Consider the following 22,854-nt stretch of genomic DNA (forward strand, 5'->3'; position numbering starts at 1 on the left):
TCCTCTCAACGTAATTACTTCCGGAGTTTGATGGCGGCAAGGTCGCTGCCAAGGTGGCAGTTTTGACAAACTCGTCACCAGATGGCATGGACCGCACTGCGTGCGGAAGAAATCATCGAATTCGCACGACGTTTCATCAAGACAGGTTGCTATTTTCTAGCGGTACCGATGTGAAACGAGGGCGTAGATATTACCTGTGTGACGAATACAGCTGGTCATGGGTATTTCTGTTGAATGCGCCGATTGCCATTGGCTTTGGGACATACGCCTGGAAGCTGCTCAAGCGTTACCACGAAAGTTCGCAGCGCAGCCCCATCGACAGCGTGGGTCTTGGTCTTCTGGTGCTGTGGGTCGCGTCGCTGCAATTGCTGCTGGATGAGGGCAAGAATCTGGACTGGTTTGCCTCCACACAGATCACCGCGTTGGCTGCGATTGCTGTCGTGGCGTTCGCAGCCTTCCTGATCTGGGAACTGCATGAAGAGCACCCAATCGTCGACTTACGCGTCTTCCGCCACCGTGGCTTTTCAGTCAGCGTGCTGACCATTAGCCTGGCATTTGCGGCCTTCTTCGGAGTGAGCGTGCTGACACCCCTGTGGCTGCAAAGCTTCATGGGGTACACCGCTACCGATGCGGGCTTTGCCACCGCTTGGACCGGCGTCACCGCCCTGTTCGTCGCACCCATGGTGGCATCTAGTAAACGCGACCCACGCCAGTTGGTATTCCTGGGCGTGATGTGGATGGGCCTGGTGACACTGTGGCGCACCGTGGCCAATACCGACATGGGTTTTTGGAACGTCGCCATACCATTGGCCGTCATGGGCTTTGCCCTGCCTTTTTTCTTCATTCCCACCACTGGCCTGGCTCTGGGCAGTGTGGGAGAGCACGAAATGGATTCAGCCGCCGGGTTGATGAACTTCCTGCGAACGCTTTCGGGCGCCTTCGCCACCTCGGTGGTCACCACGGTGTGGAGCAGCCAGGCTACACGCAACCATGCCGAACTGGTGGGCCTGACCGACAGTGATGGCAGTGTCCGCGCCCTGCTGGGCCAGGGGGGCATGGCAGCTGACGCCACCAACGAGGTGATCGACTACTTGGTCACTTCGCAAAGCATCATGCTGTCCACCAACCAGGTCATGACGGTCATCGGCATCATCTTCCTCTTCGCCGCAGCCATCATCTGGTTAGCCCCCAAGCCCAGCCGCACGGTAGAGCCGGGCTCCGGTGGCCACTGACATATTTCCAAAGCAAAGGTCTCACTATGTTCAAACATCTTCTGGTCCCCACCGATGGCTCCGCCCTTTCGCAAGATACAGTTGCTCGTGCAGTTTCATTTGCTAGAGAAGCCGGCGCACGCCTCACTTTCTTCTACGCCGAGCCAGAGTCTCCGACCATCTACGCCGGCGTAGGTGCCATCAGCAACCCGCACATAGAGCAGGCGTTGCACGAGCGCCTGGATGGCGCCGCCAAGGAAGTGCTGGACTCAGCCGCACAGGTAGCGGGACATGCAGGTGTGGAATTCCAGCGCTGCGTTCTGGTTTCCAATAAGCCATTTGAAGCCATCATCCGGGCGGCAGAGCAAAATTCCTGCGACCTGATCTTTATGGCCTCCCATGGCCGCAAAGGAATGAGTGCACTGCTGCTCGGCAGCGAGACCAACAAAGTGCTCACACACTCGAAAATCCCCGTCCTGGTGTACCGCTAGGGATCTTCAGATCCGTTCCCATGATCTGACGGATCAGGGTCAGTGTTTCTTGTTGGGTCAGGGTACTGGGCCGCAGGGAGCTGGTAGCCAGAGCCACCCGTGTCTTCAGCTTGGGCTGGTGGATGGGGCGGACCAAAAGCTCTGCGGGACGCACGTAACTGGTCACGGCATTGAGCGACAGAATTGCGCTGCCCACACCCTCGGCAACAAGGTCCAGGATGGCAGACACACCGTCGATCTCAAGGGAAATTCGAGGGCAGCATCCGATCCGGGCCATCTCGTACTCCAGCAGCATGCGTATGGCATGGGGCCGGCCGGGAATGACCAGCGGCAATTGCGCAATCTCCTGCAAGCTGACCCTCCCAGGTTCCTGCAGCATTCCGCTTTCCCTTTTTTGCACCAGCAGATATTCCTCGTCGGGCAAGGAAATGGTATGAATTTCGTTGCAGGGCTGCGGGTCGTACAGCACGGCAATGTCCAGACGACCATTGATCAGGCTTTCCCGCATGGCCAATGTGAAGCCCTCGACGATGGAGATCGTGGCATCCGGTAGGTGCTGGCGAAAGGCCTTCGTCAAGGGCACCGTCAGCATCCGCGTCAGGCTGCTGGGCAGTCCCACCGCCACATGCCCGGCCGGGGAACCACGCACCTGGCCCAGCTCTTCCAATGCGCGTTCTACCTGATGCAGTATGCCTCGGCCATGGGCCAGTAGCAGCTTGCCGGCCTCGGTAGGGGTGGCGCCACGTCCATTTCGCGTCAACAGGGATTGCCTGAGCTCAACCTCCAGCAACCGTACCTGTCGGCTCAACGCAGGCTGCACGATGTCCAGTGCAATGGCAGCACGCGTAAAACTTCCCAACTCGGCAACACGCACAAAGTATTCCAGTTGCTTGAGGTCCATAGCTTGGGCTCGGAATTCCGCGTCTACTGGTAAATTTAAATGGGCGGATCAACGCCGACAAGGAACAGGTCCGCCGCCTCTAGTGTTTCCTGCGCACTTGGAAAAAGAAGATTGCCGCCAGCAAGCCAAATGCCGCCACGCCCACGCCAAGCCCCGAGTAGCCGAACGCTACAAGCATCGTGCCACCCAGCGCCGGGCCAACAGCCGATCCGATCATCAGAATCGCCGGCGTTGCCGCAACTGCGCGCCCACTGGGATCCAAACGGGCCAACAGGCCAAACAGGAAGGCGTGCATGAACAACAGAGGTGTGGTTAGTATCGCCACCACCGGAACGTAGACCTCGAGAAGCGGCACCTGCGTCACCAGCAGCACCAGCACCATGTGGAACAGTGTGCCCCAAAAAATCGCGCGCTCCGGCTGCAGGCGTTTCTCGAGCACGGCCGCCAAAGGTGACGGCACCAAGTTGGCAAAGCCAATGGATGCCAGCACACCGGCCACTAGGCTGCCCGCATAGCCGCGCTCTATGCCCAAGCGCTCCACGAAGGGAAAAATCATCGAGTGGGCCATGCACAGAGTGCTCATGCCCAATATGCCGAACCACACGTGGCGAGAAATCCGCCCCGTGCTCCCGTCCGGATGCGGCTGCGCTGGAGGAACCTTCGGAAACGCCAGCAGTGCCAATATGGCCGCTATCCCCATGACAGCAGCAAACACGAGCCACAGTGCCGTACCACCCAGCTTGCCGATGATGACCGGCCCACTGCCAAGTACCAGGATCCCGAAAACAGCCACGGCTACACCCGCATAGGCGAACATGCGGTGGGGGTTGTCGCTGCGACCAATCGTGCCATCGACCATGGTCAATGCGCTGCCCGCCCCAAGACCGCCTATCGCGTGCAACACCAGCATGATTGGGTAGTGGTTCTCGGCAAATGTGCCCAGTGCTACAAAGGACAACGCGGCAACCGCGTAGCCCACTACCGTCACCGCCTTGGCCGAAGAGCGGCCAAAACGGGGCGCGAGCAACAAGCTTGCGATCACGGCGCCCAGAAGGAACACGGTGGCCAGAAGTCCCGCCTTCTGCGGGTCGAACTTGTAGAAGCCGATCAGGTTGGCGCCAACCCACACAGGCAAGCCCACAAGATCCAGCATGCCAGCGCAGTGCCCCAGTAGAAGGGCGCCGATGTTGGTGACGTTAAAGCCGTCGGCACGGGCGTCGACCCGGTCTGGCGCTACGTTGGCAGGCGTTGTATTCGAATGCATTGCGGTCTCCTCATGGGGGGGTTTTTGTCGCTCTTTTGTGGACGCTCAGCGTGTTTGCCGGTGTCAATGGGCCAGGTCCATCAACCGCCTGAAGACTCCGGCAAAGCCGGACTCTGTTTGCAAGTCAAAGCGAGGATCGTTGTGTGCCTCAAAGGTGCGGGCAATGGCCTGCCAATCAGCCTCGCTCAAGTACTCACTGGCCATAGGCAGTATTTCGGTTTCTTCCTGCCCCATGTGGGTCCACTGCTGCTGCGCGTAGCGCTGCAGCTCCACCGCGAACGTGGAGCGATCTGTCATCCCATCCTTTTCAAAGGCGTCCAGTGCCTTTTCGAGCCGGGCAAACGCGGCACTGCCTTCGCGATGCTGAAACTCCAAGAGTGCGATCGATGCTTCAATCTGCGGCGCACGTTGACGCAGAAGCCGAAACAGCGTTTCCTCTTCGCGTCGATGGTGCAGTCGTTCCGGAAACTCGCGAAGGTAGTACATCGCAGCGTGCAGCATACTGAAGTCCACTGCATACGCCGCTTCAGCCACTGCATCCTGCATTGCATAAATCACGGCAGCGAGGGACCGGTGCTCGTCACGGATTGCTGACACGGCCCGTTGTTCGGACGTCAGAGGCACGTTGGTCTCCACACGCGTGACCATCACGGGCAACGTCGTCACCTCTAGCAGCTTGACCGTTACAGATTGTGCGAAGCGCCCGCGCAGCCCCGCACGACCATGGCTGGCGATTACGATCAGATCGCAGCCCCGATCGATGGCGACAGCATGGATGGCTTCGTGCGGATGGTCGGCCACACGGCTTTCGACATCGCAAGGCACCCGGGCGGCCTGTGCCGCTGCGGCAGCGCGTGCGAGCCAAGCATTGGATGAACCTGTCGTGGCCCGAGCGTAGCTTGCGGGATCCAGCGTCGCCAGCAGCGCGCCCTCGCCAGTACGCCCAAAGTCAGCACGCACATGCAGGAAGGTGATGCGTGCGTTGTTGTTGCGTGCCAGTGCCACGGCTTGGTCAACATTCAGGGAGGCCAACGGGCTGCCATCGATTGGAACGAGCAAGTGCTTATGCATGGCGGTCAGGATTGGGTAATGAATCACCGAAGGCTTCGGCTTCGATGGCGGAACGTTGTATCGGCTTTAAAAGAAAGTGCGCGAGTGCCGGCAGCAGCACCAGAGCACCCAGCATGTTCCACAGGAACATGAAGGCCAACAGCAAACCCATGTCGGCCTGAAACTTGATCGGGCTAAAGACCCAGGTGATGACGCCGATGGCTAACGTGATACCTGTGAGCATGACCACCTTTCCGGTGAACACCAGCGATCGGAAGTACGCTTCTGACAGGCTCATGCCCTGGCGAAGGCAGCCCAGGGTGACCGACAGAATGTAGAGCGCATAGTCGACGCCGATGCCCACGCCCAGCGCGATGACCGGCAGCGTCGCGACCTTCACGCCCATGCCCAGGCCAACCATCAGTGCCTCGGCCAGGACGGAAGTCACTGCCAGCGGGACCACCGCGACCACGACCGCACGCCAGGATCGAAAGGTGATGAATGCGAGCACCACAACCGCGCCATAGACCATCCACAGCATCCGGCTCCATGACTGCTTGACGACAATGTTGGTTGCCGCTTCGATGCCTGCCGAACCGGCTGCCAGCATGAATTTGACATCGTCGGTATCGTTTTGGGCCGAGAACTCCTGCACGTGCTGGATAACGCGGTTCAGTGTCGCAGCCTTGTGGTCATGCAGATATACGTAGAGTGTCAACAGGTTGCACGCATCGTTGTAGAGACCTCGCGGCGCCCCCGCTGTGATCGTGTTGATCATGTCCTGGCTAGGCAGCATCTCATACCATTTGGGACTACCTTCGTTCAGGCCAGTCAGCACGCGACGGTTCAGCAGCGCGAGCGAATTGGTGGACTCGACACCTTCAAGCTGGCGCAGTTGCCATTCAAGTTCGTCGATCTTGAGTACGGTCTCAACACGGGAGCAGGCGCCATCGGGTGTGCGGACCATCACTGCCAGCACATCGCTTGAAGCTCCATAGGCAGAGTTCAGATAGGCGACATCGCGGTTGTAGCGGCTGTCTGCCCGCAACTCCGGCGCCCCTGGATCCAGGTCGCCAATGGACAACCTTGTGCTGATCGCATAGCCCCCTGCAAGCAACAGCGTGCCCGCAATGACTGCGCCTGTGGCCCAGCGGCGTTTCGTAAAGCGATCGAGCAAGGCCCACAGCATGTGCCTAGAGTCGCCATGCGCGCCAGCTTCTTGATCCTTCAGGCTGCGCGCGGCCGCTTTGGCACTGACACCCGTGTAGGACAGCAGGACAGGCAGCATGATCAGGTTGGTAAAGATCAGGCCCCCAACGCCCAGTGAAGCGGCGATCGCCAGCTCCCGTATCACTTGGATGTCGATCACCAAGAGAACAGCAAAACCCACAGCATCGGCCAGCAACGCAGTCAAACCGGCCAGAAACAGGCGTCGGAAGGTATACCGTGCCGCAATCAGACGATGCGCGCCTCGGCCTATATCCTGCATGATGCCGTTCATTTTCTGCGCACCATGACTCATGCCGATGGCGAATACAAGGAACGGCACCAGCATCGAATAGGGGTCGAGCGCGTAACCCAGCGTGGGCAGCAAGCCAAGCTGCCAAACAACGGCAACCAGTGAACTGGCCACCACCAGCAAGGTCGAACGCACGCAGCGGGTGTACCAGAACACAGTGGCCGCCGCAATCGCCACGGCCAGCGCAAAGAACATCAGCACATAGCGCACACCGTCGATCAGGTCACCCACCAGCTTGGCAAAGCCGGTGATGTGGATGCTTAGGCCCTGGGCCTCGTACTTGGAGCGCAATTCTTCGAGCTGTTGCGCAAACCTGGCGTATTGCAGTGGTGCTCCGCTGGCGTCCTTGGCCAGCAACGGTACATAGATCACCGATGATTGGGCATCAAGCGCGACCAGTTGACCGATCTCACCCGAACGCGCGATATTGGCCTCCAGCCTCTGCAGGCTTTCGGGTGATCCGTCATAGCCATCCGGAATCACCGGCCCCCCTTCGAGTCCATCCTCGGTGACACCGGTCCAGCGTGTACTCGGCGTCCAAAGGCTCTTCATTCCCTGGCGAGACACACCGGGAAGCAGAAACAACTCGTCATTGAGCTCCCGCAGAGCCTGCAAGTAGTGGGTATCGTAAATAGTGCCCTTCGGATTGGCGACCGCGATGCGCACGGCATTACCTAGCCCCTGCAGCTCATTTTGATGCTTGAGGTAATTGGCAATGAAAGGATGTGAAGTGGGAATGGTTTTTTCGAAACTGGCAGACAACTGCAACCGTGTTGACTGCCAACCCAAAAATAGCGTAACCACCAAACAAAGCAGCACGACGATGCCACGATGGTTGAAGATCACCCGCTCGACCCGCGATCCGGAGTTGCGGTCGAAAGATGCAAGATCGGTGATTCCCGACTCGCTTTGCGATTGGCTGGCGTTCATTTGGATTTTTCAATAGTGCTGACCGCTGGCAGCGAAAATACGCCACCTAGCGTCAATACGAGAAGACTTTTGTCTTTGCGCACCAGCACACCTGTCAAAGGCGCAAGGGGTTGCGTGGGGACTTGACTCAAGGGCATTCCGTCACGGGTGACAAACAACTGCCCTGCCTGATTGGCCAGCAGCACTGCACCATCCTGTAGTGCAGCGGAACTTGAGAAAGATACGGGAGGAGCCCCTTCAATCGCATGCCAGCTCTTGCCCTGATCTGCCGATCGGAAGGCGTTGCCGCGCAGCCCTGCGGCGATCGCACTGCCATCGTCTGCCAAAGTGATCGAGAACCAGCTTCCCTTGTAAGGACTGGGCACCGCCTCGAAGGTCTGGCCGCCATCGAGCGAGCGGTGCATCTGACCCTGCTCGCAAACAACGAAGACCAACTGCTTGTTAGCGCGAATCGCGTTCAGGTGCAGCCCCTTCGGATTGCTCAGCCGTGAACTCACACTCCTCCAGCTCCGGCCACCATCATCGGTCTCGAAGAACAGGTTGTAGGCACCAACCGCCCATCCACGCAGTTCGCTCTGAAAATGGACATCCAGCAGGGGCTTGTCTGGACCATCAGCAACCATTGCATTGGCTTCAGCCAACGCACGCTGCGCGGCGGCGCTGTCGGGCTGAAGCGCCACTGCCTGCTCGGCTTCCTGCAATGCCGCCTTGGCCAGGGATGCACCGTCGACCTGCTTGACCCAGGTGTCTCCACCATCCGTGGTGTGCAGGATCACACCACCGTGACCCACTGCCCAACCCAACTTGTCGCCGATGAAGGAAAGGGCCGTAAGCGTGACACTCACCGGCACGCGATGTGCCTGTCGCCAGTGCTGCCCCTGGTCGTCCGAAAGCACGACCAGGCCCCTTTCCCCAATCGCCACAATGCGTTCGCCAGCATTGGCTGCGGCCTGCAATACCTGGCGTTCAGGCATCTTCACTTGCAATGCAGGCCGATCCAGTGCAGGGAACACACTCGCGGCATGCGCCTGGCACAGGAACCCGGCAGTTGCCACTGCCAGCGCAGCAGTGCAGCGCAGTGCGATGGGCGATTCAAACCGGAATTCATGCATACCGCGCTGGCTCCAATTGCGGCACTTTGACTCTGCAATCATCAGCGAACGCTTTCGCCTGCCAGAGCATCGGGCGAGAAGAAGCTTTCACTGCGACGTTTTTGTACGGCGATCTGACTTGCCTTGGCGCTGTACAACTGCCCCACGAAGGCTGTTCCGGAAAGCAGGTCGTTGAATCCGTTAGAGCCAACTATTACTCCAGGAAAGTCCGGTGCGACGAAGACCTGAGTCCAGAGCGTCTTCCAGAGTTGCCCGCTGGCATCCCAACGATCTCCCAACACACAAATCCAGGTGTCTTCGTCGCAGTAGTACTTACTCTTTGTAGCTTGGTGGCGCTGACCAGCTTTGAGATTAGCCTCAACCACCCAAACCCGATGCTGCTCCCAGCGCATGAAGTCGGGGTTGTAGTGGTTCTTGCTCAGTACCTCCGCATCCGTCTTAGGCTGCATGAATTTGTTGCCGTTGTAAGGGATGTACATTTCCTTCTTGCCAAGAATCTTCCAGTCAAACCGGTCCAAGCGGCCAGTCCAGGTATAGATTTCGTCAAAACTCATGACTCCCGCCGCAGCGGGTGTAGGAGCGTCGCAGCACGCATTGGGTAGCTTACGAACACGGCGCTGACCGGTCAAATAGACCCAAGTGGACAACTTGTTGGCATCAACATTTTCGTGAGCCAGAAGGGCTTCTCCTGCGCGAAGCGCTGGAGCAGCGCTGCGGATGCGTACGAACCAGAAGTCTCCGGAACCTTTTTCAAATGCTTCAGCTGAGCCGTCGGGATAGTAGTAAGGAAATTGTTGATCGCCGTCGTTGTCAGATACGAGTACTGACCGCCCATCAGAAGTTAGTTGGTACCAAGTATTGGAAAAACTCCATGACTCGCCACTCCAACGCAGGATGTGGTTCCACATCACTTCTTCACCGGTCTTTGGAATGGGAAACGGAATGCCTCCGTAGACGCCCTTGGGAATACCGTTGACCAATTTTCCGTTTACAGCATTCTTTGCAGTGTTATCGTAGATCCATTGGGGTGCGGAGGCCGTACGATGCGTCTTGTAGATGTCCACCCGAAAGCTGTCAGGGTACTTTTTCAGCATTGCCTTTGTACCGTCAGTCAACTTGTCAGCGTACTGATCCACGTTCTTCGCAGTAATGGTGTAAAGGGGTTTCTCGTCTTTAAACGGATCACCACGTCGCCCGCCCGCTTTGTCGCCCGGAATGGGCGTTGTGTATCCACCAGTCCAGGCAGGAATGCCGCCATCTTTGCTTCCAGCCTTTTCTGCGCCCAATGGTGTGAGTTCCGTCTTGAGTTTGGCGGCCTCATCAGCGGACACGGCGGCACTAGCAGACATGGCAGACAGTGCTGCGGCCATGCCAAATGCGAGCATTAGATATTTTGTGTTCTTCATGGAATGTTCTCCTCTTATGAATTTCAGAAGCTACGGCGAATGCTGAAGCTCAAGAAGTCGCGGTCGGCACGAGATTGCAGATAGGTAAAGGAAGGGCTTTGCGCCGTATCAAGCAGAGTGCCAGCTGACCCAAAGAAGTGGGTGTAGGCAAGACTGAAACGCCAGGTCTGCTCATAAACCCCGCTGAGACCCACGGTGACATCGCCCCCGTTTTCCGGAGGGAATGCGGGTCCCATCACCGAGCGCGAACCAATGGGTGTGTAACCCACACCAATCGGCACACTCAAATCCAATCCAGGAATTACTTGACGATATGCCGGCTCGAACACCGCGCGCAAGGCAAAGGCATCCACTGTGGAGTTTGGATCCAGTGCAGAGCAGCTCTTGCTGCAGCTTAGCAAGCGGTTCCATGCCACTTCACCGACGAAGGTAGCTTCACGCCACAGAGCCGACGGTTGCAATGACCAGATTGTGTTGACGTTGATGTGTCCAGTGCTGCCTACGGCATAGGCCGGATTGCTGGTGTTGTTCGATGTCGCAATAACGCCAGCCGGAGCCAAACCGGAGGCGTCAGCAGCATGTCCGGAAGAAGCCAGGGCTTGGTTATCGCGCACTGACGCCTCGATGGAAACATTCATGTCCCCAAAACTGTGACTGGCACTCGCTCCGACGGCAGTAGTCGCTTCGTTGTATGTAAGGTAGTAACTGGTTGGTACGGCTACACCAGGAGGCAGAAACGGGTAGGTTCCCAAACGCACAACCTGTTGAAAATCCTTGTCATGAAAACGAATCGCATAAAAGCCCAAATCGGTTTCATCCAAACGCAACTTGGCTTGCACACCATATTGGCCATTGTCACTTGGCATTACATCTGCATCACGCCTGGCAGCTGGAAGACCAGTCACTAGCAAGTTCTCCGCTCCATCCACCGCCGTGTCGGTGGTGGAGTAGTAGCTTCCTACAGCGGGCATGCGATTGGCCTTATAGGCAAACTGGTAATAGGCGCCCAACGTCAGATTCGAGTTGACCTGCATCTGTGCGGAAACCTGAGGCACAGGGAGTACGAATTCCTTTGCCTGAGCTGTTGTATCAGCCAAAAGTCGACTGACATCGAAGGCATTTTGACCACCAGCGATTGCATTGCCGGCAAAGAACAGACTTTCACCCCAGACCAAGGCATGTTGGCCCAAGCGGGCTGTAAGAGGCATGCCGCCCACTTCCGTCTTTCCAAAAATAAAGGCGTCGCGTATTTCCACCTGACCACCTGAAACGTCGCGCGTCTTGCTGGTGAATTGATTGGAAGCTACCGAACTTTGGTTGGCAGTAGTGCCGGAATTGCTATTGCCGCTGTTGTATAGGCTGTCGTACCAGCCCGCGGCGCTAAGGCGCACGCCAAAACCTTCTCGCGACACCAAATCAAGTTCGCTCAGCAAGTCGATGCGACTGGACATCAGTCCCTTGCTGAAATTGCGGTCACCATCGTCACCGTTTGGATTTGCCAGCAGCGTAGGGCTAGCATCTTGAAGACGATAGCCTGCGCTATACTTAACCGTGTTAGTCCAGTTGACCTTCCAATCGCGGATGATCGGCTCGGCATCTTCTGATGCCCAAACAGGTGCACCAAAGGCTGCGAGTGCTGCAGAAAGCGCAAAGGTAATATGCCACCCGCGCTGGCGTAAGCGTTTCAATTTCATCTTTGTCTCCTTTTATGTACTCTGAATTTCAGGTACTTATTTAAAGAACAGGCATAGCCCGCTCCACTACAAGCAGTGACAGCCCCGAAAACGAATGCCACTGCAAATAGATTGGCTGACTTTTTGCGTCAGCGCGTCTGAGGTCTTACATCAAGTGCATGCATACGCGTCATTTATTGCATAAACGACGCTCGATGTGGACTCTCCGTTAGCGACCAGTCATTGATTCCAGTTCAGCGGTCAAACAATTCGCACGGTTTGTCTGAACCGCAAACGGCAGAACTAGGCGTGACAAATGCATGGCATCCCTGTATATGGTGTGAGTTACAGGTCTGCCGACTGGTAGATGGAATGCATCGGGTGGTAGTAGTGAGTTGTGCTCATCTATCAAAGGCTCGTTGCACATAAGCTCGAGCACCAATTTGTGCCCGATCTTGAATTCATTGGCAAACGGATAGAGACGAATAACGTACTCGTTTATCGATCCGGGCTCGACAGGTATGCTTCGGGTATGCGGGTGGTATGGATTTCCATCACTAGATCGATCGTCCAACTCGCGATGTGATGCCTTGAGAAAACCAGTAGTGACAAGTTGGCGTTTACCCGAGGGAGCCTCATCCCAAAGTCGAAGGATGAAATTGGTATCGTCCTGATCAATTGACACATGTAGATGAGCAGCGCCCACACCATGAATTGATTCAGCAGTCTTGAAAGGTTCTGTAGACCACGTTAACTTTTCGACCGTTTCCGTAACGGTCAAGGGTGCTTGATAGAAACCCTCCGGAGCGGCGCCCTCTAAAGTCATTGGCTCTGGTTCAAACGCGAGCTTTCCGCGGGGTCGCAAATACAGCGAACGATACTGAACGGGTCGTACAGGCCAATGGTCGCCAGTAAGCCATTGCCGGCAACCTTCCACGTGTACTTTCACTGCTGGCTCATCCATGATTCCGTTATCGATGCCTTTGAGCCAGTAGTCATACCAGCGAAACATCGTGTCGTGGTCATCGACCCAGGGTCGAGTTTGCATTGGCGGATAGGGACCGACTTCCAGCTTTTTTGGTCCTTTGAGCACATCGAAGAGCTCAATTGTTCCGTCTACAGTCCAACCTCTTCCCTGGTTAATTTGTAGATAAACTGGTATGTCAACGTTCTTAGCTAGATTAATTGGATTCTGTTCTTCGTACCATTCACTATCCAGGTTGTTGGTAATGATGTCAAACCATGATTCATGGTGAACCGGATAATTTAGTACGTGCACCAGATTGGGCCAAGCAGCCACATCAGGATCGGCAAGCCGCTCCTTTACACGCTTCCGAATCTCATCTTCTGAATACTTTTCCAACATACGAGACTTGTGACGGTGCGTAAAGGCCCAACCCGAATCACCCCCACGCCCCTCCCGTGCGGCGCGCGGCATAAACCACATGACGCCACCGTGGTATGTGGTTTCATAGAAGTCAAAATGCCCGCCACTAACGAATATTGCCTTGAGATGAGGAGGGCGTTCCGCTGCAGCAAATATTTGCATTGACCCAAAGTAGGAGATGCCAATCATCCCAACAACTCCATTGCACCAAGGTTGCACTGCAACCCACTCGATGAAGTCGTAGGCATCTTTCCCAAGGGGAACTCCACCTGCGTTGTAATTGCCAATATGCTCGCCCTCGGAAGCTCCCGAGCCGCGCAAATCGCCAATAACGTGCACATAGCCTTCCTTGACTACGCGGGCAATATCACCCGCTTCGATGCATCCGTCCCACATTGGCGAGGGACGCTTTTGTGGTGGCATCGTGAGCGCCAAAGCCTGCAATTCCTTGCCATACGGGCTAAGTGCAACCAGCGCAGGCCTCGGGATAGCTCCTTCACCATGGTAGGCATCTGCGGCTAAGTGAATACCATCGCGCATCGGCACGCGTAGATCTTTGTGTACAACTATCATGTACGGTAACCTTTGTGAAAATAGCCATTCATAGTGGTAAAGAATGGTGATGGTTCAAGCGTTGGATCGCCGTCATAACGAAGATGCTGGGCGATGCAACAGAAGGGAGAGCAAATGGCTTTGGCAACAGTTGGCCCGTCCATGCCAACTTCGCTGGTAGCCTTGCGTACGCGGTTCTCTATGTCGAGACTTTCCTGGATTTTTTCAGCCGCTTGTTCTCGATTTAGTTCGACCCCTAGTGACTCGGCTCCTTGGCTTCTATACGGATGGCCAAGAAACAGGCGATTGGGTCTGACGTGATCGCGTAGGTGTACCAGGCTGGCACGGTATGCATCCGGGTCGACGTAGCTAGGAAATCCATTTGCCGCACCATGAATCTGCACAGCGTCGCCCACAAAAACATCGCGTTGTCCTTCAACGACATAGCCAACGGACCCCGCAGAATGTCCTGGCAAGGAATGGACCGTAAGAGTCACATTTGAACCGAGCTTGATTTCGTCGCCATGTCGCACCAAAAGATGGGGCTCCATTTCGCCAGAAATGGCTGCAAGGCAGGCAGCCGTTAGCTTGGATTCACCCTCGTCATCGTTGATGTAGCGGCCTCGCGCAGCCAGGTATTCTTCAACGTGGACTCGGCGAGAGCGAAGAAAAGGAGCATCTGCCTCATGGATGACGACCTTGGCCCTTTTCCCCGTCATTTCCCATAATGCATACGCTCCGCCAATATGGTCAATGTGTCCATGCGTGAGAAAGATCCACCGCACGTCCTCAATACGCCTGCCTAACTTCATCAATCCGGGTGAAATACCTACCGAGGGTGAAGAGGCAATCCCTGTATCAACTATCGCCGGTTCATCACCATCAATGAAGAAGCTGTAGAGACCAAATCTTCCCCACTGTGAAAACAGAGGGTGAATATCTACGGTACTCATTGTTAACTCTTGAGGAACTCAGCTGTCTCAGCGAACACTCCTTGGAACTCGGGCAACCAGGAGAAATGCTGAATGAAACCATGGCCCGCTGATTCGTAGCGATGAATCGTTGCTGGTGTACCCGCCTCAATCAATCTCCGTCCGTACAGCTCGCCCTCGTCGCGAAGTGGGTCGTGTTCGGCCGTCAGGATGAGTGCCCGCGGCAGCCCTGAATAGTCTTTTCGCTTAAGCGGGGATACAAGTGGATCCTCGGGATTGGCTCCACTGTTGACGTAAAGCATATTGAATGGTTTCAACATCGCCGTTTCGAGTCCGTACCCAACCGCATTGGACTTGAGCGATTCGTAACGTTCTGTGTCAAAGTCGAGATCTAGTGACGGGTAATACAGCACTTGGTGAGTGATGCACTTCACCCCGTCGTCATGGGCCATAGCAACCACCGCAGCTACGAAATTCGCCCCTGAGCTGTCACCTGCTACGGCAAGAGTCTTCCCATCCCATCCAAGCTCGTTGGTGTCGCCTTTGCCATTCTTTGCAATCCATTGCACGACACCGTAACAGTCGCTTAGACCTGATGGAAAGGCATATTCTGGTGCTAGTCGATAACCCACAGAAACCACGACACACTGTGCTGCGTTAGCTAGTGATCGTGCTATGTGGTCGTGTGTATTGAGGCTTCCCAGAAAAAATGCTCCTCCATGGAAATACACCAGAACTGGATGGGTTCCAGTCATGCTCGGTTTGTATATGCGAACAGCAACATTTCCAACTGGAGTAGATAGCACACTGTCAGTTACCGATGCCAGCGGCAATCGTTTTTCCATAGGTGCTACATGCTCTTCATCTGCCGCTCGCATTGCCTCTGGGTTAAGAGGTCCAGGTGGCGGGGGAGGCAAAGAAGCGATGAAATTCGCGATAGTAGGGTGCAGGGCCATATTAGCTCCGAGCGGCGATTTCGCCCTGATGCTGATTTGGGAATACGGTCTTTACTTCGTCTTCACTCCAGCCTTGTCGCGACAAACGCTGCAACTCATCGGTAATTGGCTTCCGGTTTTCTTTGTAGTGGGCTAGTGCTTCCGGAATCGAGTTGGACTCACTCAGAGAATCTGCCAGCGCACCGGCGTCCAGGACGGCAGAGTTAGCCCCCTGCCCCTGATGGTGGCACATTGCGTGGGCCGCGTCCCCAACTAGAACGACTGATTTCGAGTGCCAATTTTCCACGGGGTCAATGTCGTATACCGCGCGCACGTTGACCTGACTCATGTCGAGCCCTTCGGTGATAGCAATCAGCCGCTGATCGAATCCACCCACTACCTTCAGTAGTTGTTCTTTGCTCGACGCTGGAGCCGGCGTCGAGTCAGTGGCAAGGCAAGTCACGTCGTAAGACACCTCCTTTCGATGTTTCAGCGGCAGCAAATAGATTTTTGTTCCATGTCCCATGTACATGCGGAGGTTGCCGTCGTCAACCATTCCAAAGGTATCTGCTGCGGGAATCACCGCCCGATACGCATGCTCACCGGCGAATACCGGCTGCTTATCACTGAAAAGTTGATTGCGTACTTGTGAGCGTATGCCATCAGCTCCAACGATCAAGTCTGCTTTTACAGTCACTCCGTTATCGAATGTTGCAGTTGCGCTGTCACCGTTGTCTACGATCTTGCTTAGGCGGTGATTCAATTTCACCATTCCTTCGGGAAGGACGCTCAAGAGTGCATCAATGAAGTCGCCACGATGCACAAAATGTGTGCTGGCGCCAAATGCCTCCTTTTCAGGCCACTCTTCCATGGCAAGTCTTTTCCCTTGCGCTGTAAGAATTTCAAAGTAGTCACTGGAGGTCGTTACCGCAGCAATATTGTCGAAAACGCCCAGCTTTCTGAATTGATCCATCGTTGAGGGTCGAAGTCCGATGCCGGCGCCTACTTCCTTTACCTGTTGTGCTTGCTCGTAGACAGTTACTTTCGCCCCCAACTTGCTAAGTGCCAAGGCTGCTGTTGCACCTGCATAGCCGGCACCAATGACGGCAATGTTTAACTGTTTCAATTGTTCTGGTTTCATATTTGCTCCTTACTTGTTACTTTGTTTGTTTAATTTGCCATTGGTTGTAGTGCCAGGAAATCTGCCGTATTTCGTACGAATATTTGGTCTATTTCGGCGTCTGATATTCCTGCTCCACTCAGAGATGGAAGAAGCTGTTCAAATAGATAATTCACCGTATGCCCTTTCACTCCTGGCCATCCCAATGGGGAGCAGTTGGCATCCGCGGATGCGAGGACTTGATTTATTAGTCCGCCGTGCAGAAATCTCAGAAAGTGTTCGAGCCGCTCTTGGCGCTTCCGCCCCCAAAAAGGAGGGTCTGGCAGTTCCAGGTCATAGCCGAAGGTGTCGAAGCCAATTCTTCCACCAGCATCCAATAGGGCCCGTTCATTCACCTTGCCCTGACTAACCCCATCATCAGCGTGCCCAAACATGACCCGATGGCACGGCAATCCCTCCTCGGCAAATATGGCCAGTGCAGGTGCCGAATCAACTGCGAGGTGGGTGAAGATGGGCGCACCTGCGATTTTGGATGCTCGAGCGGCTGCCCTGTATATGCGCAGATCCAGTTCTTTCATTTTGAAACCACGGCTGACTCCGACTTTGATGATTCCAGCCTTTGCGCCGGTGTCGCCTATGCCGACTGTGATTTCGTGAACGAATTGCGCCGTAAGATACTCAACGCTCGCTCTTTCGAAGAACGGCAACGCAGTATCCCCTCCTACAAAGCCAGTGCTCGCGACGATGTGAACGCCTGTCTTTGCTGACAATGAACGGTAGTAGTCAATGTCGCGTCCATTGCATATGCCCGTAGCCTCAACAAATGTTGCCGCGCCCCATTGCTTTGTGTTTTCGTGAAACTTTCGCAGCTTGGGGACTGTTTCTTCATATCTTTCTTCCGGAGATTTCCACCAGCGACTATCTAGTTCACAGCCAGGCATTCCATAGCCGATATGTTCGTGGATTGCTACGAATCCCAATTCTGAGGCCGAGATCGTACCCAGCACAGTATTTACGCGCGTCATGCCATCTCTCCGCTTACACTCAACAGCTGTGCTGTGTTGATGATCAACATTTGTGCGATGTGTTCATCTGATACTCCTGCCGCCTTGAGCATGGGTACAAATTTTGTTAGAACACTGCCGTAGAACAGATCATTGCCCGCTTCTCCAAACGCCACCCCGGTAGCGCTTGAAGACAGCAGAACTCGATCGACGAGTCCCTCTCCTATCAACTCGGCAATTAGCTCTACACGTTCGGAGTCATTGAGGTAAAGCGGGTCGTTCGATCCAATGTGATCGAATGCAATTCGACCACCCTCAAGCGCGATGGCCTTTGGCCACCCCTTTTCGACCGAATCGCGACGGTCAATACTGCCCATCACAATGCGCTCGGGTCGTATTGTTTCTTCCAGGGCCGTTTGCATTTCTTTAACCGCATCTGAGCCACAGCGAATGAACACTGGCACACCATAAGCGGCTCCCGCGCGGGCGGCACCACGAACCAAACTCCCATCAGTGGGTGTCATCCCGCTTTGAGTGACCGCTGTTGAAATCATGCCTGCACAGGCACGGCGCTCAAGACGCGGCACTACCATTCCTTCGTTCACCTCTTTCCCGAACAATTCGGCGAACTTCTGGGCAGGCCAGGGAGCGGGCGGATTAGTCTGAGGCGTAAGGAAGTAGCCCCCCAGCATAGACTCCGGCCCTTGTCCGGTTGAGGCCACGATGTGCACGCCCGTAGCACGAGACAGGGCTTCGTATAAACGCAGGTCGCGCCCCTGGAACATGCCGGTAACGTCAACTATGGCACCACCGCCAGCAGCCTTGAATTCTGCAAGTTTTGCAGCGATTGTGTCGAACACCTCGGCGCGGTCAATTTTGATGTCGTAGGCGTACTGAGCTCCGGGGAACACATACATAAGTGACTCACTTACCAAAGTGACGCCTAACTTGCCTGCATCGATAGGGCCGAGCACCGTATTAACGGTCATAGCCTTGCCACTTCTGCTCAGCGGCTGATCAAGAAAGAGCGATGTAAATGGCGGGGTTGGCTCCGGCGTCCCCGCTCCATGTTTAACGCACATGCTTACCTCCCGTCGCCACAAACGCGCGAGGGATGCATCCTGACAAGAGGGTGATTTTGTCTCTCAAGAGCAGTCTCCTTAAAAGGATTATGTTGTATTGTTATGCCAAAGTATAGAAGAAAAAAAAGCGCTGTCAACAAGTACGTTCGACTTCGCAACACTCTTTACAAATTGTCGGTGATTGAGCTGGGTGATGAGCGCGCAAACGCTCGCATGGCAGCTGCTTGTGGGGAGAATGCCGCGCCCCTCTCCTCCGTGTTTCCCGAGCCTGGAGAGCTGGCGCCCGTCTGCCCGCGGAACAGGTCGCTGCCGTTGTCCGAACCATGCGATCAGCACCATAGGCCAAGCGCACAAGAAGCGATCCTTTAGATGCCCCCTCTCTCACTACCGCCCTAGAGAGCGAAATTCAATTAACGGCCAAGGTTAAACGCACACTTGAAGTCCTCGGCGCGATGCACCGCCCGCCGCCAACCTCCTGGTTGCCCATCACTGGTGAACATGGTTGTAACTGTGATTAGAACGGGATCTCCCACTTTGACTTTGAGTGCCCGAGCTTCCTCCCGACTTGCGCCAGATGCCCAGATTTGTTGCTCTCCGCGCTTGAAAATTACGCCGAATTGCTGTTCGATTAGCACCAATACAGTACCGACTCGCTCGAGCTCTTCTACATCAGGGAGAAAGTCTGGCGGTGTACAGAGATAGGTGCGCGCCAGCACCAGTGGCGCCCCCTTGACGGATATGATTCTCTCGATGTACAGCAGCTCATCCGGTGACTCAAGCCCCAGAGCTTCCGTAACTTCTTTGGGGGCGTTAACCCTCAGAAGGCCTGTTATGCGCGATGTCGGCTTTAGTCCCTGCTCTGCCAAATAGCGGGTCAGCCCTCCAAGCTCCAATGCGGAGGGCAGACGCACGTTGACGCCACGAACCGGAAAGGTACCTTTGGCCCTTTGCCTGACGACATAGCCTTCATCAACAAGCTCCTTGAGCGCCTGACGAATCGGGGCACGGCTGACGTGAAATCTCTTAATCAGGCTGACTTCAGTAATGGATGGCGCATTCGCGCGCCCTGCACTCTGCAGTTCCTTTATCAAGATCTGCTTGATCTGACTATACAGTGGGACGGTGGAATTTCGGTCTATGGTATTTTGCATGGTTTGTATATTAGTCCATTGTTATGTCAATGTGTTTATTACAAACGCGAAATACCAGTCTGCATGGCTCGGATCTGTTCATCCCTGGTTGTCAAAGCCATGCATGGCGCGCTTTTTCGCACGCTGGGACACCTGTCTTAGACTAGTGACTGCTCCAATCCTTGCATCAGGGTGTCTTTTGGCAGGTCGATTCCGATAAACACCATCTTGCTTTGGCGGACTTCTTCGCTTTTCCAGGCCGGCCCCAGATCACTGCCCATGATTTGGTGTACCCCCTGAAATATGACCTTACGGTCTGTGCCGCTCATATGGAGTACGCCTTTGTAGCGCAACATTTTCGGCCCGTGAAGCTGCACCATTGCACCCAAGAACTCTTCAAGTCGAACTGGGTCGAAGGGTTTTTCGGCACGGTACACAAAGCTCTTCACATCATCATCGTGATGGTGATGGTGTCCTTCTCCATGTGGATGTGCTGAATGATCGCAATGCCCGTGCTCATGATCACAATGACTATGAGCTTCGTCATTCAAAAAGTCAGGATCAATCTCCAGCTTGGCGTGCAGATTGAACCCGCGCAAGTCCAACACTTTGTTCAGCGGTACGTTGCCAAAAAGTGCTGTTTCGATCGGTGCACGTGGATTCATCCTCTTGAGTCGATGTGTCAATACATCGAGAGACGCAGTGTCCGTCAAATCAGCCTTGCTGATGAAGATCTGATCAGCAAAACCAACTTGACGACGAACTTCCTGCCGTTCGTTGAGCTGTTGGGCAGCATGCTTTGCATCCACCAAAGTGACAATGGAATCAAGTACGTAGCTTTCAGCCACAATATCATCCATGAAAAAGGTCTGTGCAACTGGTCCAGGATCAGCTACCCCGGTGGTTTCGATGATGACACGATCAAAGTCCAACTGACCTTCATGCCTTTTAGCAGCCAGCATAGACAAGGTACTGCGCAGATCCTCACGAATGCTGCAGCAGATGCATCCGTTGTTCATCTGTATGATCTGCTCCTCACCGTCTGCCACCAGAATGTCGTTGTCGATGTTCTCCTCACCGAACTCGTTTTCAATGACCGCAATTTTTTGCCCGTGAGCCTCCTCGAGTACGCGCTTCAACAGTGTTGTTTTTCCAGACCCAAGAAAGCCAGTGAGGATGGTGGCAGGAATGAGTTCCATGATGCTTGACCTTTTGGTGAACGGGCCAAATTTGGCCCGGGAATACGCAATGTTCGCCTAAGCAGCGATGACATCGAAGACGGGCAACTCGTCTAGTGCCAGACTCGAGTTGTTGACCTTACGAATGGGAGCACCGATCTTGAATCCCTTCACGTGCCTGATCAGCGCCTCGAACACCGCATAGATTTCCAGGCGAGCCAAGCCCTGTCCTGCGCAACTATGCGCACCATAGCCAAACGAGAGATGATCCATTGGATTGCGTTGAATAAGAAACTCTTCGGGATTCTCGTAGTGACGCGGATCGTGATTTCCAGCACCAAACAGAATGGCAACATGGGCGCCCTTGGGGATCAAAATGCCTTCGACTTCAACATCTCGTGTGGTTCTGCGTCCCTGCGCGATCATGAGTGCGCGAAAGCGCAATACCTCATTGAGGGCCGCCGGAATCAGTGTGGGGTCCTGACGCATCAGCTGATACTGTTCGGGGTTCTCTCCAAACAATTGCAAAGCATTGCCGATCGTTGCAATTGTGGTGTCCATTCCAGCCGCGACATATTGATGAAGTATGTGCCCGCAGCTTTCCAACGGAATTTCTCCTCGTTCAGCTGCGGCAAAAATTCCGTGTCCGATGCTGCCGGGCGTTAGCTGGTCAATCGTGAGCTTCTTTTTCCATTGATAGAGCTCTCCAGCGATGGGAAAATTCTGCGCCGTACGCTCATTCATTGGCCCCAGTACGTTGAAGGCTGCAGAACCCCAGTCCAATATGTGTTGACGGACATAGTCGTCCTTTACGCCAATCAAATCCACTACAACTTGCAGGGGCAACTCGCGTGCAAGCTCTTGAACCCCATCAAATTCACCTTTGATCACCAGATTGCTAACAATGCTTTCCGCTCTTTGATCTATGGAGTCTTTGATGCCACGCAATGCTCGAGGGGTAAGATTTTCCGTCAGAGCCGCACGCAGAGTTGTGTGCAATGGAGGGTCTGTGGCAAGCGTAGTACCTGCGAGTGCCTGGTTCACCTCTTCGTTGAACCCCACTGCATTTTCGGATGAGAAAGTAGCCCAGTCACCAAGCGCATCGCGGATGGCCTCATAGCGCGTGATCGCCCAAACATTTGAGCGCGTAAGTTTCACCACTGCAGCTTGCTCTCTCAGTGCCGCGTAAGTTGGATACGGATCGCTCAGGTTTTCGTCCGACCACAGGTCGACATCCGATGTAGGTACTAGATTGTTCATTTGTATCTCCTTATTGGGGTTGGTTTGCTACTTGCCGGGAACTCTAAAGTTGTTGGATAAAGGCGGAATCCAATTGCTGACCGACTTGGTACTGCTGCCCAAGAACCATTCGACCTGCTGGTGTAAGTGTCAATTCGAGCTTGATGTCGTTTGAACTGCTGACTCGTGAAATAACAGCCGCAATCGCCAATGCATCCCATCGTGGCGTTCCAACATCTCCACTTGTTCGCGCACTCAAAGTACCTGTTCCGTTCGTTAGGTCAAGACGAGGCTCACGAACGCACAAGCGCATCGTATTGAAGTAGCCACTAAAGGTGACGGCTCCCTTGAACCGGAGTTGACCCGTGTGAGTGACGCTGTCATACACGGAGCCATTCGAGTCAAAGGGGAAGGTGAAGCCAGTGGCTTCTTCCAGATTTGGCGCCGGCCCCATCAAAGCCCAGTACGCCGGAGGATGCACAGAAATCACTCCGTCATCCAAACCGCGGGTATAGCTAACCAAACTTGACTTGACACCCCAGACCAGTCTTGTGAATGCATAAACGTCTGTACCCATGCTGTCTCCTATGTTTGTTGGCTTGTTCGCCACTCTGTTGCATTTCATTGTACGTTGTATTATTATAATAATGGTACTAACGATGTTGGCAAGTACTTAGCGAAAAAAGTTCGCACCGTTCAAGTCATGGTCAACACGTCAGACTTTCAAAACCATAGGAG

Annotated in this window: 19 protein-coding genes; 2 read left to right on the forward strand and 17 right to left on the reverse strand. The window is 54.7% G+C overall.

Translation table 11 applies throughout. The features are described from left to right. Nucleotides 1-86 precede the first annotated feature (86 nt). Both AC1RMF_RS25430 and AC1RMF_RS25435 read left to right on the forward strand, forming a co-directional pair. On the forward strand, nt 87-1,232 hold the full coding sequence (locus AC1RMF_RS25430; RefSeq protein WP_493145250.1) for a DHA2 family efflux MFS transporter permease subunit: 1,146 nt from the start codon (nt 87-89) through the stop codon (nt 1,230-1,232). A 26-nt stretch (nt 1,233-1,258) separates the two neighbouring features. Continuing rightward, on the forward strand, nt 1,259-1,702 hold the full coding sequence (locus AC1RMF_RS25435; RefSeq protein ID WP_493145252.1) for a universal stress protein: 444 nt from the start codon (nt 1,259-1,261) through the stop codon (nt 1,700-1,702). Here the strand turns inward: AC1RMF_RS25435 and AC1RMF_RS25440 are convergent. From AC1RMF_RS25440 to AC1RMF_RS25520, 17 genes are all read right to left on the reverse strand, one after another. Next, nucleotides 1,665-2,603 carry a LysR substrate-binding domain-containing protein gene (locus tag AC1RMF_RS25440; protein WP_493145254.1) on the reverse strand — a complete coding sequence of 313 codons (939 nt, stop codon included), beginning with the start codon at nt 2,601-2,603 and terminating at the stop codon, nt 1,665-1,667. The two genes, AC1RMF_RS25435 and AC1RMF_RS25440, sit on opposite strands and share 38 nt — an antisense overlap. Before the next feature lie 79 nt (nt 2,604-2,682). Beyond that, the gene (locus tag AC1RMF_RS25445) at nt 2,683-3,867 is read right to left on the reverse strand and encodes an MFS transporter (protein WP_493145256.1); all 1,185 of its coding nucleotides are present in this window, start codon (nt 3,865-3,867) and stop codon (nt 2,683-2,685) included. A gap of 63 nt (nt 3,868-3,930) precedes the next feature. Next, nucleotides 3,931-4,938: a universal stress protein gene (locus AC1RMF_RS25450; RefSeq protein ID WP_493145258.1), complete on the reverse strand. Its 1,008-nt coding sequence runs from the start codon at nt 4,936-4,938 to the stop codon at nt 3,931-3,933. Continuing rightward, entirely contained in the window at nt 4,931-7,366 is a 2,436-nt protein-coding gene (locus AC1RMF_RS25455) for an efflux RND transporter permease subunit (protein WP_493145260.1), read from the reverse strand. Before AC1RMF_RS25455 ends, AC1RMF_RS25450 begins: the two co-directional genes overlap by 8 nt. After that, entirely contained in the window at nt 7,363-8,478 is a 1,116-nt protein-coding gene (locus AC1RMF_RS25460; RefSeq protein WP_493145262.1) for a WD40/YVTN/BNR-like repeat-containing protein, read from the reverse strand. The genes AC1RMF_RS25455 and AC1RMF_RS25460 overlap by 4 nt, the downstream gene beginning before the upstream one ends. Nucleotides 8,479-8,519: 41 nt before the next feature. Then, on the reverse strand, nt 8,520-9,884 hold the full coding sequence (locus AC1RMF_RS25465) for a DUF1329 domain-containing protein (protein ID WP_493145264.1): 1,365 nt from the start codon (nt 9,882-9,884) through the stop codon (nt 8,520-8,522). 23 nt (nt 9,885-9,907) lie between these two features. Then, the gene (locus AC1RMF_RS25470) at nt 9,908-11,578 is read right to left on the reverse strand and encodes a DUF1302 domain-containing protein (RefSeq protein WP_493145266.1); all 1,671 of its coding nucleotides are present in this window, start codon (nt 11,576-11,578) and stop codon (nt 9,908-9,910) included. 208 nt (nt 11,579-11,786) lie between these two features. Then, nucleotides 11,787-13,517, reverse strand: coding sequence for a CocE/NonD family hydrolase (locus AC1RMF_RS25475; RefSeq protein ID WP_493145268.1), 1,731 nt, complete (start codon nt 13,515-13,517; stop codon nt 11,787-11,789). Beyond that, nucleotides 13,514-14,449, reverse strand: a complete 936-nt coding sequence (locus AC1RMF_RS25480) for an MBL fold metallo-hydrolase (protein ID WP_493145270.1) — start codon at nt 14,447-14,449, stop codon at nt 13,514-13,516. The genes AC1RMF_RS25475 and AC1RMF_RS25480 overlap by 4 nt, the downstream gene beginning before the upstream one ends. 2 nt (nt 14,450-14,451) lie before the next feature. Next, nucleotides 14,452-15,384, reverse strand: coding sequence for an alpha/beta hydrolase (locus tag AC1RMF_RS25485; protein ID WP_493145271.1), 933 nt, complete (start codon nt 15,382-15,384; stop codon nt 14,452-14,454). Nucleotide 15,385: 1 nt separating this feature from the next. Further along, nucleotides 15,386-16,504: an FAD-dependent oxidoreductase gene (locus AC1RMF_RS25490; protein WP_493145272.1), complete on the reverse strand. Its 1,119-nt coding sequence runs from the start codon at nt 16,502-16,504 to the stop codon at nt 15,386-15,388. A gap of 29 nt (nt 16,505-16,533) precedes the next feature. Beyond that, nucleotides 16,534-17,508, reverse strand: a complete 975-nt coding sequence (locus tag AC1RMF_RS25495; protein ID WP_493145273.1) for a phosphotriesterase family protein — start codon at nt 17,506-17,508, stop codon at nt 16,534-16,536. Beyond that, the gene (locus tag AC1RMF_RS25500; protein WP_493145275.1) at nt 17,505-18,476 is read right to left on the reverse strand and encodes a phosphotriesterase family protein; all 972 of its coding nucleotides are present in this window, start codon (nt 18,474-18,476) and stop codon (nt 17,505-17,507) included. The genes AC1RMF_RS25495 and AC1RMF_RS25500 overlap by 4 nt, the downstream gene beginning before the upstream one ends. A 503-nt stretch (nt 18,477-18,979) precedes the next feature. Next, entirely contained in the window at nt 18,980-19,720 is a 741-nt protein-coding gene (locus AC1RMF_RS25505; RefSeq protein WP_493145276.1) for a GntR family transcriptional regulator, read from the reverse strand. A gap of 137 nt (nt 19,721-19,857) precedes the next feature. Continuing rightward, nucleotides 19,858-20,898, reverse strand: coding sequence for a CobW family GTP-binding protein (locus tag AC1RMF_RS25510; protein ID WP_493145278.1), 1,041 nt, complete (start codon nt 20,896-20,898; stop codon nt 19,858-19,860). Nucleotides 20,899-20,955: 57 nt separating this feature from the next. Beyond that, the gene (locus AC1RMF_RS25515; RefSeq protein WP_493145279.1) at nt 20,956-22,137 is read right to left on the reverse strand and encodes a cytochrome P450; all 1,182 of its coding nucleotides are present in this window, start codon (nt 22,135-22,137) and stop codon (nt 20,956-20,958) included. A gap of 43 nt (nt 22,138-22,180) precedes the next feature. Further along, on the reverse strand, nt 22,181-22,693 hold the full coding sequence (locus tag AC1RMF_RS25520; protein ID WP_493145280.1) for an HtaA domain-containing protein: 513 nt from the start codon (nt 22,691-22,693) through the stop codon (nt 22,181-22,183). Nucleotides 22,694-22,854: the final 161 nt, after the last annotated feature.

This window comes from Rhodoferax sp. GW822-FHT04A08 (assembly GCF_058801025.1).

Excerpts from the sequence above, each read along its gene's own strand:
- AC1RMF_RS25515 (WP_493145279.1), bottom strand. The coding sequence starts at position 22,137 with ATGAACAATCTAGTACCTACATCGGATGTCGACCTGTGGTCGGACGAA.
- AC1RMF_RS25485 (WP_493145271.1), bottom strand. The coding sequence starts at position 15,384 with ATGGCCCTGCACCCTACTATCGCGAATTTCATCGCTTCTTTGCCTCCC.
- AC1RMF_RS25490 (WP_493145272.1), bottom strand. The coding sequence starts at position 16,504 with ATGAAACCAGAACAATTGAAACAGTTAAACATTGCCGTCATTGGTGCC.
- AC1RMF_RS25475 (WP_493145268.1), bottom strand. The coding sequence starts at position 13,517 with ATGATAGTTGTACACAAAGATCTACGCGTGCCGATGCGCGATGGTATT.
- AC1RMF_RS25430 (WP_493145250.1), top strand. The coding sequence starts at position 87 with ATGGACCGCACTGCGTGCGGAAGAAATCATCGAATTCGCACGACGTTT.
- AC1RMF_RS25455 (WP_493145260.1), bottom strand. The coding sequence starts at position 7,366 with ATGAACGCCAGCCAATCGCAAAGCGAGTCGGGAATCACCGATCTTGCA.
- AC1RMF_RS25460 (WP_493145262.1), bottom strand. The coding sequence starts at position 8,478 with ATGCATGAATTCCGGTTTGAATCGCCCATCGCACTGCGCTGCACTGCT.
- AC1RMF_RS25495 (WP_493145273.1), bottom strand. The coding sequence starts at position 17,508 with ATGACGCGCGTAAATACTGTGCTGGGTACGATCTCGGCCTCAGAATTG.
- AC1RMF_RS25505 (WP_493145276.1), bottom strand. The coding sequence starts at position 19,720 with ATGCAAAATACCATAGACCGAAATTCCACCGTCCCACTGTATAGTCAG.
- AC1RMF_RS25465 (WP_493145264.1), bottom strand. The coding sequence starts at position 9,884 with ATGAAGAACACAAAATATCTAATGCTCGCATTTGGCATGGCCGCAGCA.
- AC1RMF_RS25520 (WP_493145280.1), bottom strand. The coding sequence starts at position 22,693 with ATGGGTACAGACGTTTATGCATTCACAAGACTGGTCTGGGGTGTCAAG.
- AC1RMF_RS25510 (WP_493145278.1), bottom strand. The coding sequence starts at position 20,898 with ATGGAACTCATTCCTGCCACCATCCTCACTGGCTTTCTTGGGTCTGGA.
- AC1RMF_RS25450 (WP_493145258.1), bottom strand. The coding sequence starts at position 4,938 with ATGCATAAGCACTTGCTCGTTCCAATCGATGGCAGCCCGTTGGCCTCC.
- AC1RMF_RS25470 (WP_493145266.1), bottom strand. The coding sequence starts at position 11,578 with ATGAAATTGAAACGCTTACGCCAGCGCGGGTGGCATATTACCTTTGCG.
- AC1RMF_RS25480 (WP_493145270.1), bottom strand. The coding sequence starts at position 14,449 with ATGAGTACCGTAGATATTCACCCTCTGTTTTCACAGTGGGGAAGATTT.
- AC1RMF_RS25435 (WP_493145252.1), top strand. The coding sequence starts at position 1,259 with ATGTTCAAACATCTTCTGGTCCCCACCGATGGCTCCGCCCTTTCGCAA.
- AC1RMF_RS25440 (WP_493145254.1), bottom strand. The coding sequence starts at position 2,603 with ATGGACCTCAAGCAACTGGAATACTTTGTGCGTGTTGCCGAGTTGGGA.
- AC1RMF_RS25445 (WP_493145256.1), bottom strand. The coding sequence starts at position 3,867 with ATGCATTCGAATACAACGCCTGCCAACGTAGCGCCAGACCGGGTCGAC.
- AC1RMF_RS25500 (WP_493145275.1), bottom strand. The coding sequence starts at position 18,476 with ATGACCGTTAATACGGTGCTCGGCCCTATCGATGCAGGCAAGTTAGGC.